This is a genomic window from Paenibacillus sp. XY044 (assembly GCF_002257645.1).
GTDB lineage: Bacteria > Bacillota > Bacilli > Paenibacillales > Paenibacillaceae > Paenibacillus_AQ.
This window is the reverse complement of record NZ_NQMO01000002.1, coordinates 1005559-1020156: the sequence shown is the minus strand read 5'-3', so window position 1 is coordinate 1020156 and position 14598 is coordinate 1005559. Positions and strand designations below refer to the sequence as shown.

15 protein-coding genes and 1 tRNA gene are annotated in these 14598 nt (G+C 54.6%); 8 read left to right on the top strand and 8 right to left on the bottom strand.

From position 1 onward, the window contains the following. The first annotated feature begins 401 nt into the window (after positions 1-401). The 3 genes from CJP46_RS13140 (at position 402) to CJP46_RS13130 (ending at position 4217) form a co-directional block, all read left to right on the top strand. Positions 402-2147, top strand: coding sequence for a DEAD/DEAH box helicase (locus CJP46_RS13140; RefSeq protein WP_373557983.1), 1746 nt, complete (start codon positions 402-404; stop codon positions 2145-2147). Continuing rightward, complete coding sequence (locus CJP46_RS13135) at positions 2147-3088, top strand: YqhG family protein (RefSeq protein ID WP_094596013.1); 942 nt, start codon at positions 2147-2149, stop codon at positions 3086-3088. Before CJP46_RS13140 ends, CJP46_RS13135 begins: the two co-directional genes overlap by 1 nt. Before the next feature lie 142 nt (positions 3089-3230). Further along, entirely contained in the window at positions 3231-4217 is a 987-nt protein-coding gene (locus CJP46_RS13130; protein ID WP_094596012.1) for a hypothetical protein, read from the top strand. A gap of 95 nt (positions 4218-4312) precedes the next feature. On the opposite strand, the gene CJP46_RS13125 is transcribed toward CJP46_RS13130, so the two are convergent. Next, positions 4313-4531 (bottom strand): YqzE family protein, encoded by a 219-nt coding sequence (locus CJP46_RS13125; RefSeq protein ID WP_094596011.1) that lies wholly within the window; start codon positions 4529-4531, stop codon positions 4313-4315. Positions 4532-4704: 173 nt separating this feature from the next. On the opposite strand from CJP46_RS13125, the gene CJP46_RS13120 reads away from it, so the two are divergent. Further along, positions 4705-5415: an N-acetylmuramoyl-L-alanine amidase gene (locus tag CJP46_RS13120; protein ID WP_094596010.1), complete on the top strand. Its 711-nt coding sequence runs from the start codon at positions 4705-4707 to the stop codon at positions 5413-5415. Here CJP46_RS13120 and CJP46_RS13115 read toward each other — a convergent pair. Then, positions 5390-6298, bottom strand: coding sequence for a divergent polysaccharide deacetylase family protein (locus tag CJP46_RS13115; protein WP_256992314.1), 909 nt, complete (start codon positions 6296-6298; stop codon positions 5390-5392). The genes CJP46_RS13120 and CJP46_RS13115 overlap by 26 nt on opposite strands. Before the next feature lie 165 nt (positions 6299-6463). After that, positions 6464-6547, bottom strand: a tRNA-Leu gene (locus CJP46_RS13110). Positions 6548-6748: 201 nt separating this feature from the next. Here CJP46_RS13110 and CJP46_RS13105 point away from each other — a divergent pair. Beyond that, positions 6749-7210, top strand: a complete 462-nt coding sequence (locus CJP46_RS13105) for a YhjD family protein (RefSeq protein WP_256992313.1) — start codon at positions 6749-6751, stop codon at positions 7208-7210. A gap of 52 nt (positions 7211-7262) precedes the next feature. Here CJP46_RS13105 and CJP46_RS13100 read toward each other — a convergent pair whose 3' ends face one another. From CJP46_RS13100 to CJP46_RS13085, 4 genes are all read right to left on the bottom strand, one after another. Beyond that, entirely contained in the window at positions 7263-7478 is a 216-nt protein-coding gene (locus CJP46_RS13100; RefSeq protein ID WP_094596008.1) for a hypothetical protein, read from the bottom strand. A gap of 191 nt (positions 7479-7669) precedes the next feature. Continuing rightward, a complete protein-coding gene (locus tag CJP46_RS13095; RefSeq protein WP_094596007.1) occupies positions 7670-7999 on the bottom strand; it encodes a hypothetical protein in 330 nt (109 codons plus the stop codon). A 118-nt stretch (positions 8000-8117) separates the two neighbouring features. After that, the gene (locus tag CJP46_RS13090) at positions 8118-8690 is read right to left on the bottom strand and encodes a xanthine phosphoribosyltransferase (RefSeq protein ID WP_094596006.1); all 573 of its coding nucleotides are present in this window, start codon (positions 8688-8690) and stop codon (positions 8118-8120) included. Positions 8691-8781: 91 nt separating this feature from the next. Continuing rightward, complete coding sequence (locus CJP46_RS13085) at positions 8782-9375, bottom strand: DedA family protein (protein WP_094596005.1); 594 nt, start codon at positions 9373-9375, stop codon at positions 8782-8784. Between the two features lie 184 nt (positions 9376-9559). Here CJP46_RS13085 and CJP46_RS13080 point away from each other — a divergent pair, with 184 nt between their 5' ends. Beyond that, complete coding sequence (locus CJP46_RS13080; protein WP_094596004.1) at positions 9560-10588, top strand: YkvI family membrane protein; 1029 nt, start codon at positions 9560-9562, stop codon at positions 10586-10588. Between the two features lie 78 nt (positions 10589-10666). Here CJP46_RS13080 and CJP46_RS13075 read toward each other — a convergent pair whose 3' ends face one another. Continuing rightward, positions 10667-11794, bottom strand: coding sequence for a glycosyltransferase family 4 protein (locus CJP46_RS13075; RefSeq protein ID WP_094596003.1), 1128 nt, complete (start codon positions 11792-11794; stop codon positions 10667-10669). A 134-nt stretch (positions 11795-11928) separates the two neighbouring features. Here CJP46_RS13075 and CJP46_RS13070 point away from each other — a divergent pair, with 134 nt between their 5' ends. Together CJP46_RS13070 and CJP46_RS13065 are read left to right on the top strand one after the other, a co-directional pair. Then, positions 11929-13095, top strand: a complete 1167-nt coding sequence (locus tag CJP46_RS13070) for a GGDEF domain-containing protein (protein ID WP_094596002.1) — start codon at positions 11929-11931, stop codon at positions 13093-13095. A gap of 47 nt (positions 13096-13142) precedes the next feature. Next, entirely contained in the window at positions 13143-14534 is a 1392-nt protein-coding gene (locus tag CJP46_RS13065) for an RsmB/NOP family class I SAM-dependent RNA methyltransferase (protein ID WP_094596001.1), read from the top strand. Positions 14535-14598 lie beyond the last annotated feature (64 nt).

Here is a 14598-nt window from a genome sequence, read left to right as displayed (position 1 = left end):
GGCTCCGTTCAGCGGATTTTGTCGGTCTGCCGCGCTAGAGTTGCCGGATCACTTCCGGGAATGGCATTTTTAAGGCTGTGTTCCTTCCAATTCAATAAACGCAATAACCCCGTTTAAAACACAAATCCGCTCGTCATGTACCATATATTGTGTGCATTGATTATTATACTATACCATATATTGTTACTCCACGACTCAATCCTGAAATTTAAGCCATGAAAGCTCTTCACTCCGGGACAACCTTTGCATATCTCCGTCAATCTCACTTTTTTACGTTGGTTCCTTTGAAAAAAGTTGTGAAAATCAGCGGATGCCCCTTCCATGCTGAGGTTATGAACTCTCCGGTTTACGTGCATACTACTGTTACGCGAGTTTACGAACCTATGAAGGAGGTACAAGGCTTGAAAACTTCTCATCTCGGTAGCGGGGCGCAGGCCGGGGACCTCCCCGTTCCCCTGAATATTGACCGCAGCTGGCTGGATAACCTGGAATCCCGCCTGGACAAAGGAGGCCCCTGGGGGGATTTCCGGCTGTTCCAGCTGGCCGTTCAGGGTGAACAGGCGCGGCTGGTGACGAGCTTTGACGAGCTGCAGTGTGTGAAGCATTTGCAGGACCTGTCCCCCCTTCCCCATCAGATCGACACAGCGCGGAGGGTGCTGTTTGAAATGTCCGGAAGAGCCATTCTGGCCGACGAGGTTGGACTGGGCAAGACGATCGAAGCCGGCCTGATTTTAAAAGAATATATGGTGCGCGGTCTGGTATCCAAAGTGCTGATTCTGGTACCCGCCTCCCTGGTGCTGCAGTGGGTCCGCGAACTGAACAGCAAATTCGGCATCCCGGCGGTCGCGCAGAAAAAGGCCTATTCCTGGCATTCCGACGTCGTCGTCGCCTCCATGGATACCGCCAAGCGTGAACCTCACAAGGACATGCTGATGGAGCAGGAATACGACATGCTCATTATCGACGAAGCGCACAAGCTGAAGAACAAGAAAACGACGAACTACCAATTTATCCAGAAGCTGCGGAAAAAGTACTGCCTGCTGCTGACCGCAACGCCGGTTCAAAACGATATGAGCGAGCTCTTCAACCTCATTACCCTGCTGAAGCCCGGCCAGCTCGGGCGGCAGGGGGATTTTGCGGCCAACTTCGTCGTCGGCAAACGGCAGGCCAAGAACGAGGAGCAGCTCCGGGACGAGCTGGCGAAGGTGATGATTCGCAACCGGCGCGGCGAAGGCCCGGTGGAGTTCACCAAACGGACGGTCCGCAACGTCAGCCTGCAGCTCTCCCCTGAAGAGCAGGCGCTGTACGACGGCGTGACTTCCTTCGTCAAGAACCAGTACAAAGCGTCCGCGGGCAACCTCAGCAGCATGCTGTCCCTGGTCACCCTGCAGCGCGAGGTGTGCAGCAGCCGGGACGCCGTGTTCCTGACCCTCGTGAACCTGTCCAAGAAGATCCCCGACGACTCCCCGCTCACGGCCGAGGTGTGGGAGCTCGTGAACGCGATCCGGAACATCAAGGCGAACACGAAGGCCGAAAAGACGATCGAGCTGATCAAGGAAATGAACGAGAAGGTCATCGTGTTTACGGAATACCGGGCGACACAGGAATATTTGCTGCAGTATTTTCAAAAGCACGGCTTATCCTGTGTACCGTACCGCGGCGGAATGAACCGGGGCAAAAAAGACTGGATGATGGACCTGTTCCGCGGCCGGGCCCAGGTCATGATCGCGACCGAAGCCGGAGGCGAGGGCATCAACCTGCAGTTCTGCCACCATATGATCAATTTTGACCTGCCTTGGAACCCGATGCGGGTGGAGCAGCGGATCGGCCGCGTGCACCGGCTTGGTCAGAAGAATGACGTAAAAATCTATAACCTGTCCACCACTGGAACGATCGAGGAGCATATCCTGAACCTGCTGCACGAAAAGATCAACATGTTCGAAACGGTCATCGGGGGCCTCGATGTCATTCTGGAGCGTTTTGAGAAAAAGGAATCGTTCGAGAAAAGCCTGTACAAGCTGTTCCTCGAATCGGAGTCGGATGAGGAAATCCGCAGCAAGGTCAGCTCGCTGGGACAGTCGCTTGACCAGATCAAACGTGAGATCGAATACGAGGAAGCGGAAACCGTGATTGAGGAGGAAGCTTGATGAGCCTGTCCCCGCAGGAAGTTCAGAAGCAAGTGCTGACCTATCTGGAAACGACCGAATGCAGCATCATTGAGAAGTCTCCACACCACGTGACGGTCAAGCTGTCTCCGCAGGCGGATAAACAGCTCACCAACCGCCCCTACTATTGGGGCTTTATTGAGCGGACTGGGGCAGAGGCGGAGACCCTCTCCTACACCTTCGTCTTTGATCCGGACAAATATAACGAACAGGCGGCTGCAACCCCGCCGCCTTCTTCGCAGCCCCAGCCGCAGGACAGCATTCTGTCGAGGTATTTCGGGGTTAATCCGACGGGGCCGCGGATCGGTCCGGGACGGATTCCCCGCGAAGATGTTACGTACGGCAGCAGCCGGCTGCAGCAAATTTGGGCCGTAGCCCGTCAGGAGGGCTCCTGCGTGTACTTGTTCGAGCAGCCGGGCCCACTGCAGCGGGAGACGCTGTTCTCAGCCCCCTACGAGCCGTGGCTGGGCGTCTGCTTCAAGGTCGAGATGACCTGTGACGTAAAAAAAGAGGCGCTGCATTTTATCGGGATTTCGCTGGTGACCGGGCAGATCGACCCGCAGTTTACCCGGCGTCTGGACACGGTTCAGCTCGGGCCGCGGCTGCCCGAGAATATCCATCTCCAGCCGGGCAGCCTGTCGCTCGCAGGCGCGGCCAATCTGCTGGAAAAGCATATGAAGGGTCTGCTGGCAAGCGAGGATTATGCCTGGGCGGAGGCGGCCAGGGAGCGCCTTAGGGAAGAACTCGCGGTCATCGACATGTATTACGAAGATCTGCTGAAGGAACCGGACCAAGAGAAGCTTGCGGCCATCCGGGAGCAATACGACAACCGGCGCAGCGAAATGACATGGCAGTATGAACCTAAGGTGAATCTATCCGCCATAACCTGCGGTCTGTTTCACTTAAGGTCCGCCCGTCCATGAGCATCTGACCTCCCTCGCTAAAAGAAGGCAAAAAAAGACCCGTGCCTGCGCCCCAAAGCCCGACACCTTGCAACAGCCTTTTTACGGCTTGTCCGCTACAATGATGTCAATATAGCTCTGAAAGTAGAGGAGGGTGAATGTGATGAGGATCATATCTCTCGCATTAAAAGTGATGGCGATGACCTGTGCCGTCAGCTGCGCCTGGCCGGTCGCAGGCACGGTGATCCCGCAGTCGGCCGCAGCGGTCAGCTCCGCTGCCGTCAAAACTGCAAGCCCCGTACGGACAGCCTTGATTCGGTTCACGTCTGCCTCAGACATGCAGGCTGTGCCGGCCCCGCTGAAGAACTTTGCCGACTCCGTCGTCCGCGAGCTGTCCGCACAGTCCAATTTTCAGCAGTGGAGCGGTGCAGCCATCGATTATTATCCGCTCGGACCCGGAACCCACAGCTGGCTTGCGATCGTCTCGGAGAACGGCAAGCAGCTGGGATATTTAATATTCACCGCCAGGGAAGAAGGCGGATATATGCTCAGCGAATACGGCAGCGGCCCGGCCATCCCTTACAGCAGCGATGCGCTTCATGACCGGCTGGCAGAGGATGCCCTTATTCCGGATCAACCCGGTATCCCTGCGAACGTCCAGATACAAGCCCAATATATGGCGATGCTGCCGGTATGGAAAGTGATCCTGCCCGGCAAGCCGGCGATGTACATTGACGCACTGACTTTGGAAAGATTACCGGGGAATGCGGTGTCCGCAAGCTCCACTCCCGTCTCCGGAACGGAAATCGTCACGAATCAGGAAGGTCTTCACCTTAAGTCATCGTCCGCGGTTGCAAAGCAAAGCGGCGGCGATCCTTATGACGACCTGCTCTGGATGACGTCACCCCGGCTGAACATCAGCCGAGGAGACGATCTGCTGAAAGCCGTCACGTCCGGCGGCAGCCTAATCTTCACCGCTCCCGGCCGGAATGCGTCCTATGGGGCGCCGTTTGCGGTAACCGGTGTCCAGATATGGTCCCCGTCCACGAGCGCTCCTGCGGTCAGCTACGCGGCCACAGGACGTGCCGGAAGCCGGTACCTCCCCGTCTCCATGCTGATGGCTGCCGGAGAGTTTCATGCCCGTCCCTAATGTCGCTCATAAGCATCTATTTCTGCCCTTACCTGCATTCATCCGAAAAAAAGGACGCGGACCTCGTATGATACGTGGTCCGCGTCCTTTTTTGTTCAGTCATGAAGGTTCCGCGTATTGACCTTCCGCCGCTTCTGCCTGCGTTTGTCCGCGGCACCGCCTCCCAGCTGGGACAGGCTGAATGGAATCATACCAAACCACTTCACCGTCCATGGCTCTTTATATTTTTGCTTCCTTCGTTCTTCCTTTGGTGTTTCCATGTAGCTGACGACGCGCTCCGTAATGTATTTTACAAGTTCATCTCCACTGGCCATTTCCATTCCCCCCACATGCCAAATTACAGCTCTGCCATGCTCTTAGTTTGCGCAGAGATCCCGTAATCTAAACGAAGGAAAGCGAGCGGTGCATTTTTTACCGTTTATTGCACATTCTAACTTCGATATCGATTTTACGCTCAAATCCCGTTTCGAAAGGAAGGCCATTTTTTATGCCTATCAAAAACTTGATCGCCGCAATTCTCCTGATCCCGGCAATCCTGTGTGCAGGAGGCTCATCCGCTTTGGCTGCATCCCCTGCATACAAAAGTACGGACGCCTATCCGGAGCACCCGGCCTTTCCGCATGAAGTCATCATCGTTGATGCGGGACATGGCGGCATCGATGGAGGTACTTCCTTTCAGAACATTCTGGAAAAGGACATTAACCTCGCTATCGCCCAGAAACTGTTTATGCTGCTGCGCAGCCAAGGATACGACGCGGTTCTGAACCGGACTGCCGATTACGCCCTCAGCGATGACAATCATTGGCTCCGAAGCTCTTCCCGCCATAAGCGCGACCTCGCGCAGCGCAAGGAGTTAAGCCAGCAGCTGCCAACCTTGATCGTCGTCAGCCTTCACGTCAATTGGGGCCGTAATTCTTCAAAAAATGGAGCTCTTGTGCTTCACCAGAACGAAGGGCGAAGCGTCCTGCTCGCCGACAGCATTCAGCAGCAGCTCAACCCGCTGTACCTGACGAAGGGGAGCATCCGGCTGGGAAGTCCATTTTACCTGCTGAATCAGGTCAAAGATCCTGCCGTCATCGTTGAGACCGGATTTCTCAGCAATGCCGCAGACCGGGCGATGCTGTGCAATCGGCGTGGACAGCTCAAGATTGCCCAGGCCATTGCGAACGGAATCAATTATTATTTGACGGCACTATAGGAGACGGCTTCCAATCCCAGGTATCCCGGACCAGATCACCGATTCCTACGAAGGACACGGAATTCTGCATCCCGGAGATACTTTGGCGAATGGCCTCCGCCGTCTTTTTCCCCTGCACGCCGACATGCCCTATCGTTACGCAGTTCTGATGTTCATTGGCCCAGGTTTCAACCGCCTTCATTTGCCTGCTGATATGGCTGATGGTGTGCTGATCGTCCAGAAAAATGTTGTTGGCGACTGGAGGCATTCCCATTTGCACAGCCAGCTTGCCGACAATGGAATGGTAATTGGTCTTGCTGTCCACGAAGAACAGCCCGCGTTCGCGGCAAACCTCAAGCACGACGGACATGATCCGTTCGTCTCCGGTGATTTTCGATCCCATATGGTTGTTCATGCCGACCGCATACGGCACGTTGTCGATAGCCTCCTCCACCCGTTTACGAACTTCCTCATCGGTCATATTGGAGGTAATAGCGCCGGGTCCAAGCCATTTGGGATTGCCCTGTTTTGGCTCCATCGGCATATGGACAATGACGTCGTATCCCCGTTTATGGGCCAATTCCGCGTCGGTTTTACTGGTGGGAAGAAACGGCATGATGGCCACGGTGAGCTTGATCGGCATGGACAGCATTTCTTCCGTCCCGCCTTGTCCGTTACCGAAGTCGTCAATGATGATCGCGACCTTTTTATTCGGCTTCACTTCACTTTGCCGCTTATCTGTCGTTGGCTGCTCTGCTTGTACATTGACGGCCCGCTCCACCGCAAATGTGCGTTTCCCATCCGCGAAGGCGGTTTGACCTGACAGGGCAACCGTAAGCGCCAGCCCCGCTGCCGCAATATTCCGCCAGCCATGATGCCGCTTATTGAAAGATGATGTATTCAAGCAACTTCCTCCTTTACTCGGTAGCTCACGATGTGGTTTCATTGTTTGAGGATGTTGGAGGAATTATGTATAGCAAAAATCCCCGTTCAACCTCTCCGTGAGGTAACGGGTACAGACACAAAAAAGGCGTCCCCGCTGTTCAAACGGGAACGCCTTATGTATGTATGCGGTCGAGAGGACTCGAACCTCCACGGGGGTTAGCCCACACGGACCTGAACCGTGCGCGTCTGCCAATTCCGCCACGACCGCAAATCGGTCGGTCACTTTTGAAAGATTCAATCTTTCGCGGCGACAAGATAGATCATACCATGGTGGACAAGTATAGTCAACACTTTTTCAAAAAAGTTTATTCCCTTCCTAATCCCGTTGAATTTCCAGTTCCTATGTATTGAATAATACAGGCATTTGCGGGTAAAATAAGAACATAAGTTCGTGTAGGTGGTGATAAGGATGGCGACACCCGGGATGACTCCGGAAGAAGCATCATTGATCAAGAGTTACCTGCTTCTGGTTTTTATTCATAAAGTGTTTGAACGGGACATTCGGATTATGGAGGAGAGCGGCGTGTTCAAGACACCCCAGCTGTATTCGGAACTGATCGTGAACGGCGACCGGCAGGCCGGAACGCTGCTCGCTGAAGTCAAACGGGAAATGAGAAGACGTAAGATCCGGATCCTTCGGATCGGACAGGACGACGCCGGTGTCAGGGCGGATTATTCCTGCAGAGGCTATACCGACGAAATGAATATTCTCTGGCCGGCTTTTCGCAACGAGATGCTCGTTCGGATGAGAGTTTATCTCGGGCTGGATCCCTTCTCTCCCGAAGACCGTTCTCTCCTTCCCTCACATTCTTTCACTCCGCATATGCCTCACCCTGCTGCTGCCTATTACCAGGAGGGCTCCAAACCATAAGAGCCGCCTGGTGGCCCTGATATATACCAAGGGGAACCAGACGGCTCTACTATTATTCCAGAGGGCTTTGCCGCGGAGTGCTCACAGGCTGGTACCAGTAGTTCCGGTCCAGCTTGACCACTTTGCGGTTGCGGCGGCGGATCAGCACCTGGCTGTTGTCCCAAGCCACAACAATCCCTGTCACATCATTGCTCTCGATGCCGTCGCGAACCACCCGGACCTGTTCTCCGGATTGGCGGTACGCATCCAATTCCTCATCGCTGATCATCTGCAATCCTCCTTTGCTTCTGAAGCAACCTCTTCAAGTAATGAACATGGATAAGTATATGCTTTTCCCGCATCTCTTACAATGGAGTTCTATTAAGAAAGGACCAGCAGCCAATGGGCCGCTGATCCTGAAATGTGCGTATAAAGGTGTGTATATTAATCATCTGAACCGATCTTGGTGACGTTCAGCAATTAACGTTGTGCGTGTTCTTTACTGTCATTCTTCTCGTACCAATAATCGAGCACCGTCGACGACATCACTCGTTTTTCCAGATATTCAACTTGATGAGGGGTAAACAATTCCTTCCAGGAGAAGTCTAACTCATCACACATGCCCACGATGGTCAGCAATTCTGACCAGGCCACGTAGCGTTTATACCAAAAAAACTGAGGATGCTCCATTATATAGGGATAGAGGTCATCGAATTCGGTATGCTTGCAATCAAGCGCTCTTTCAAAGTGATCCTTTGCTTTGGCCAATTTATCAATGAAATACTGTTCGGTTATCGGTTCTTTCCCCATTGTGCTGCCTCCCCTCATGATCATCTAATACATATTATAAGCCAAAAGACGGCCGGTTGAAAGAAATTGTTTCGATTTATCCGCGGAAAATGCGGCGAAACGGGCTTTCATCCCGGGCTTATTCCGCAAACGTGATGACGCCGCCTTCGAGCGACTGGATTCGGACGAGCGGTTCAATGCTAATGCCCTGCTCCCGGATGGTACGGGCCCCTGCCTGAAAGCATTTTTCTACGACGACACCAAGGCCGACCAATTCAGCGCCGGAGCGTTCAATAATTTTGATAAGTCCCCGCGCGGCATCCCCGTTGGCAATGATGTCATCGATAAAGAGCACTTTATCCTGCTCGCTGATATAATGACGCGACAGCATAATATCCGTCACGATTCCTTTGGTAAACGAAGGAACCCGTTCGCAAAGAGCGTCCGGATCGGCCAGCAGCGTCTTCTTGCGGCGGGCGAACACCAGCGGCACGCCAAGCTCGTAAGCCGTCGCAAAGGCCACCGCAATCCCGGACGATTCCACAGTAACGACCCGGGTCACGCCGGCTTCGGCAAACCGGGAAGCAAACTCTTTTCCCATCTCCATCGTCAACTGCGGATCCACCTGGTGATTGAGCAGACCGTCCAAGTTCAGCACCTGCTCCGAAATGATGACGCCTTCTTGTAAAATTCTTTCTTTTAACTTATCCATTTCAATAGCCCCCTACGCCGTTCCTTTGACGTAAAAGTAACATATCTTGGGCTCCCACTTCAAGGGGAAACTCCATATATGACCCCAAATGTCAGCGTTTCTTCCACCGAAGCAAGCCGATGGTCGTTCCCAGTGCCAGGACGGCCGCGGTAAGCAGCCCGATCCGGACCGTAGAGTGGGTCATCCTGCCGGCGATTTCGCTCCAATGGTATCCCACAGCATGCCCGATCAGCATAAACGTGGTGCACCACAGGGCGGCCCCAGCCCCCGAATACATGACATAAGCCTTGACAGGAAGTTTCGTCATCCCTGCGATATACGAAGATAAATGCCGGAGCCCCGGCACGAAGTAGCCGAATATAATGCTTAACGACCCATAGCGCCTGAACCACTTCTCAGTCGAAGCCAACCGCTCTGGAGTCATTCTTACCCATTTTCCATATCGGTGAAGCAGGGGTTCGCCGACTAGGCGTCCAAGAGAATAGCTGATCATCATACCCGTCATGCTCCCCAGAAAAGCGACGGACAGCGCACCGGCAAAATTGAATTCTCCCCTCGCGGCCATCCCCCCGAAAGCGACGATCAGCGTCTCGTCAGGCACCGGAATGCCCAGAATGCCTAACGCCAGTAGAAAATACATCGCGGCATATCCGTAATGGGCAATGTAAAAGGTAATCCCAGCCATACCAGAGCCTCGCTTTCCTATCGGTCTTTCTTCAGTCCATTCGGCCGAAGACGGTCTAAGGGAACGCCTTCAGGACTGCGGTCATGCGGCATGGACAGGTTCCAGTCATGTCCTTCCTCTAATCATCATAACCTGTACTACAGGCAGGACACAAACCGGACTGCTTGGAGCAGGGAGGAGAACGATGAAGAATGGGATCAGGGTGCTTCAAATTGCTTTTACATATATTGGAACCATCGTAGGTGCTGGCTTTGCCACCGGCCAGGAAATCCTGCAGTTTTTTACCCAATACGGCAAATGGGCGACGCTGACGATTTTGCTGTCTACCGCCCTATTTATTTGGCTCGGGACCAAAATCATGATCATTTCGCGGCGGATCTCGGCCAGGTCCTATGAGGATTTCAACAAGCATTTGTTCGGGGACCGGGCCGGAGGAATGATCAGCATCGTGATGATGTTCGTGCTCGTCTGCGTAAACAGCGTCATGCTGGCGGGAGCCGGTTCCGTTTTCGTCGAGCATTTAAACCTTCATTATCAGACAGGCCTGCTCATCACCCTGATCGGATCATATATCTTGCTCACCCGTGGCATGAACGCCATTGTGCAGATGAACAGCATTGTCGTTCCCATGATGCTAACCCTTTCCCTGGCCATTATTTTCAACACGATCCGCATGCCGGGTTCAGACAGCTTCCTCCGGATTACGACCGACCATCATTTTACGGCCGTGTGGACCTCCCCTCTGCTGTATACGGCCTTCAACCTCGTCATGGCCCAAGCGGTGCTGGTCCCCCTCGGAAGCAAGGCGGAAAGCCATGCGGTGGTCAAATGGGGAGGTATTCTGGGAGGCATCGGCGTCGGGTTCATGCTGCTCGCCGCCCATGTCGCCATGTCCGCCCATATGCCGGGCATCCGGCAGTACGAAATCCCGATGGGCAGCATCGCCAGCAGCTTGGGCACCACCATACAGCTGATCTATGTGATGCTGATTTTCTTGGAGATCTTCAGCACCTTCGTCGCCGACATTTATGGGGTCACCCTTCAACTGCAGCAGCACATCCATTTGCCGCCCAAACTCCTGATCGCCTGCGTCATGTTCGTCTGCTTTCTGCTGAGCCAGATTGGATTCAGCTCCCTGCTGTCCGTGCTGTACCCGATTTTCGGCGCGCTGAGCCTGCTGTTGGTGCTGAGGCTGATGTTCAAATCCAAATGACCACACTCATCAAACAAAAAGAGGCAGGAGCTGATTTCCTCAGCACCTGCCTCTTTAGGTTGAACGGCAGACCGCTCGCTACACCTTTTGATGAGATAAATAAATTTTCTTTAGTTCATTTACCGCATGCGTCAGCGAATATTGGCTCTTTGCCTTATCCCAGGCCGTCCGGGCGAGATCGTAGCGGTACATCGGGTCGGTGATAACCTTCTCAAGCGCCTCGCAGAGCGCGATCGGGTCTTCCGGGGGCACCAGCAGGCCGTTCACTCCGTCTTCGATCTGTTCCGGAATTCCTCCCACGTCGGTACCGACCAGGGCCAGGCAGCTGAGCGCGGCTTCCGCAAAGACCGAACCAAAAGCTTCCGCTCTGGAAGGCAGAACGAAAATATCGAAAAACGGCATAAACTCTTCCGGATGCAGCGTGTATCCATAGAAAATCGTTTCGTTGTAGATCCCAAGCTCTTGGGCCAGGCTCTCCAGCTCCGTGCGGAACGGTCCGTCTCCGATAATGTGCAGTACGTAGTCATGGCCATTCTTCTTCAGCTCGGCACAGGCCTTCAGCAGAATATCCAGCCCTTTGGCGGGAACAAGGCGGCAGACCGTAATCAGCTGCGGCACCTCGTTCTCGTGCGGAACCGGCTTGAACCGCTTTTCATCAAACCCGTTCGGAATGACGCCGATCTTCTCCGGATGATTCACATAGTCCGACAAATAGCCGGCAAACGACCGGGAAACCGTCAGCATACGCTGACTCTTCTGCTCCAACTCGCGGTACAGCGATACCAGGAATCGGTGCTCTGGTCCCCCGCTCTTAATGCGTCCGTTCAATATCAATTCCCGTTCATAACTGGAGTGAATGGTCTGAATTAACGGCGTATCGGGAAAAACCTGCTTGGCCGCCAGTCCGGCGATGGGATGGTGCGCATGGATCAGATCATAAGGCTTCTGGATCCGCAGGCGCGTCCACCACAGGTAATCCCTGTACGTCTGGATATATTTTTGAACGATAGGGGAGTCCTCGAACTCGGTCCAATCGAAGGTGTCGAACACGACCTCTTCATACCCCTTGTTGCGGATTCGTCTGGGGAGCCAGAACAGCTCCATATCCCATCTTGAAGATTGGAATCGCTCCTGCATGTAAGGAATCATCGAGGATACTCCGCCCGGCTGCTCGGGTGGAAAAAAGAGGGCCTGTAACAATCTCATAATGGGAATACCACCCCTTTCTGTAGGTCTCTTAGCATTTCGGCATCTTGTAAATTATGATATATTAGAACATATGTTTCAGTAAAGAAAAACCGCTGATCCAAACAATATACAAGAGAGCAGGAGAATGATCCATGCCCTACTCTTCATTCTTATCCCCCGTTGTGCCGGGGATTGCTGCCGCATCAGGTTTATATATCATACTCATCATGCTGTTGATTTGTCTCACGATGTACAGCAGGCAGCGCAAAAAAGCCTATCTCTATATGGTGGCCGCCTTTCTGTTCATTATGGCATATGAAGGGGTGAACATCCATTTTGCCTTTTCGGAATCACCGCGGCAGGGGATTTATCCGGAATGGGCCGATTGGCTGCAAGCCTTCTCCTTCCTGCTTCTGAACTTTGCCGTGTATCAACTGTACCATCGCATGAACCGCAGGCTGCAGGCGCTCCTGATCGTTATGGCGTGCTTGTACATCGTTCCGCTCCTGTCTCCCGGCTTTCTCGAGGGGAACGGGAGCTGGCAGGCGGGTTATATAGACCTGTGCCAATTGGGCACCGTAATGATAGGGCTAACCGGCATGGCGCCGCGGATCGGCCAGCGCAAGAAATATACCGCCGGATTGGCCGTTTATTTCATGTACATTTCGGTGCATCTGCTGAACCGTCTCATCCCATTGGAGCCCACTTGGATTACAGCTATCTGGATTTGGCTGCCGCTCTTGTTTTATACAGTCCTCTTCTTTATTTTGTTTACGCGGATTGTAGAGCAAATGCAGTCGATCTACCGCTCATCTATTACAGACGGTTTAACCAATCTATACAACCGCCGCTTTTTCACGAGGCAGCTGAACCGTTATGTAGATCAAGGACTGAAAGCCTCGCTGATCTTTTGCGACATCGACAACTTCAAGAAGCTGAACGACACCGAAGGCCATGCCAGGGCGGATCTAGTGCTGAAGCAGGTAGCTGCCATTATCGAGGAGGAAGTCGACGAAGCGGGCCTGGCCGGGCGGTACGGGGGCGAAGAGCTGGTAGCCCTCATCGTGGACAAGAGGGCCAAAGTCAGCCGGATTGCCGAGCAAATCCGGGCCCGGGTCGAGGCCGAAACGATCGTGACCCTGAGCGTCGGATACAGCAGCCTTCGCGCAGGCATGAACGCCGGTACGCTCATTTCGCAGGCGGATCAGGCGATGTACCGGTCGAAAACGACAGGTAAAAATAAAGTGACCGCATACCGGTCTGCAAATCCGTCGGCAGCCGTCGGGACCGCCCCTTCGGCGGACAGCGCGAATACATAGAAACCGCATCAAATGATGATGACCATGAATAAAGGAGTATGTAACGAATGGATAAACAGGATCTCCCCGCAGCTTTTGTCAGACAGATGGAGCCCTTGCTGGGAAGCGACACCGAAGCATTTCTTGACAGCTACGAGCAGCCGAGGACGCATGGGCTGAGGTTCAACAGCTTAAAACTTGCGGATGTGCCGCAGCTGAAGGAGGCCTTGATCCGGGAGTTTGGCTTGACCCCGGTTCCATGGTGCAGGGCCGGCTATTATTACGGGGAGAACGTCCGGCCTGGCAAGCACCCGTACCACACGGCCGGTTTATATTACATTCAGGAGCCGTCGGCCATGTCGGCGGTGGAACTGCTGGACCCGCAGCCCGGCGAGACGATTTTGGACCTGGCCGCCGCACCGGGGGGCAAAAGCACGCATATCGCCTCGAAAATGAAGGGTGAAGGGCTGCTTGTCTCGAATGAAATTCACCCGGAACGGGCGAAGATTCTGGCCGAGAACATTGAGCGCATGGGCATTACGGGTGCAGTGGTTACCAGCGCGGCGCCGGACGAGCTTTCGCGCCGTTTCCCGCAAGCCTTTGACCGGATCATGCTGGATGCCCCTTGCTCGGGCGAAGGCATGTTTCGCAAGGACCCCGGGGCGCTCGCGGAATGGACGCCGGAGCTAGTTGAGCTGTGCGCCGCCCGGCAGTGGGATATTTTGCAGGAGGCCTACGCCATGCTGAAACCCGGCGGGACAATGGCTTATTCGACCTGCACGTTTAACCGCAGCGAAAATGAAGATATGATGGAGCGCTTTACGGCTCATTTCGCTGACATGGACATCATCGAGATGAGGCGGCTGTGGCCGCATCGCGAGTTGGGGGAAGGGCATTTCGTCGCCCTCCTCCAGAAACGGGGAGAAGCCGGCGCCCCCAACTTGGAGGCATCGCCAAGCGAACGTCAGCGGCCGCGAAAAAAAGGCCGAAGCGGAAGCGGCAGAGCGGGAACCGGCCTCCAGGACGCCCAGTCTGCGCTGAAGGCGTTCCAGTCCTGGGCGGATGAGGAGCTGCCGGACTTCACGCTGCCTGCGGGTACGCCGATTCTGTTCGGCGAATCGCTGTACCTGCTTCCAGGCGGGGAGCTGCTGCAGGAACAACAGCTCCAAGGCCTGAAAGTGCCGCGGGCGGGCCTCCATCTGGCCCACCTCAAGAAAAACCGGATCGAGCCGGCGCATGCGCTCGCCATGGCTCTCTCCCTGCAGAAGGCGGCAAAGCGCATCACGCTGGCCGCGGAGGACCCGCAGGTCTACGCCTACCTGCGGGGCGAGACCCTTCCGGTCGATGCCTCCCTGAAGGGCTGGGTGCTCGCGGCCGTGGACGGACTGCCGCTCGGCTGGGGCAAAGCCAGCGGCGGGCAGCTGAAGAACCATCTGCCCAAAGGCCTGCGGCAGCACTAGCCGCCCCGCTACCGGCCATCAACAGCAAAGAGCCTCCCTACGCCAGCGTGTACCATGCTGAAGC

What these genes read in the sequence shown, in the direction of transcription:
- CJP46_RS13130 (WP_094596012.1), top strand. Translation starts at nt 3,231, where the DNA reads ATGAGGATCATATCTCTCGCATTAAAAGTGATGGCGATGACCTGTGCC.
- CJP46_RS13095 (WP_094596007.1), bottom strand. Translation starts at nt 7,999, where the DNA reads ATGGGGAAAGAACCGATAACCGAACAGTATTTCATTGATAAATTGGCC.
- CJP46_RS13080 (WP_094596004.1), top strand. Translation starts at nt 9,560, where the DNA reads ATGAAGAATGGGATCAGGGTGCTTCAAATTGCTTTTACATATATTGGA.
- CJP46_RS13120 (WP_094596010.1), top strand. Translation starts at nt 4,705, where the DNA reads ATGCCTATCAAAAACTTGATCGCCGCAATTCTCCTGATCCCGGCAATC.
- CJP46_RS13090 (WP_094596006.1), bottom strand. Translation starts at nt 8,690, where the DNA reads ATGGATAAGTTAAAAGAAAGAATTTTACAAGAAGGCGTCATCATTTCG.
- CJP46_RS13085 (WP_094596005.1), bottom strand. Translation starts at nt 9,375, where the DNA reads ATGGCTGGGATTACCTTTTACATTGCCCATTACGGATATGCCGCGATG.
- CJP46_RS13135 (WP_094596013.1), top strand. Translation starts at nt 2,147, where the DNA reads ATGAGCCTGTCCCCGCAGGAAGTTCAGAAGCAAGTGCTGACCTATCTG.
- CJP46_RS13125 (WP_094596011.1), bottom strand. Translation starts at nt 4,531, where the DNA reads ATGGCCAGTGGAGATGAACTTGTAAAATACATTACGGAGCGCGTCGTC.
- CJP46_RS13075 (WP_094596003.1), bottom strand. Translation starts at nt 11,794, where the DNA reads ATGAGATTGTTACAGGCCCTCTTTTTTCCACCCGAGCAGCCGGGCGGA.
- CJP46_RS13070 (WP_094596002.1), top strand. Translation starts at nt 11,929, where the DNA reads ATGCCCTACTCTTCATTCTTATCCCCCGTTGTGCCGGGGATTGCTGCC.
- CJP46_RS13105 (WP_256992313.1), top strand. Translation starts at nt 6,749, where the DNA reads ATGGCGACACCCGGGATGACTCCGGAAGAAGCATCATTGATCAAGAGT.
- CJP46_RS13065 (WP_094596001.1), top strand. Translation starts at nt 13,143, where the DNA reads ATGGATAAACAGGATCTCCCCGCAGCTTTTGTCAGACAGATGGAGCCC.
- CJP46_RS13100 (WP_094596008.1), bottom strand. Translation starts at nt 7,478, where the DNA reads ATGATCAGCGATGAGGAATTGGATGCGTACCGCCAATCCGGAGAACAG.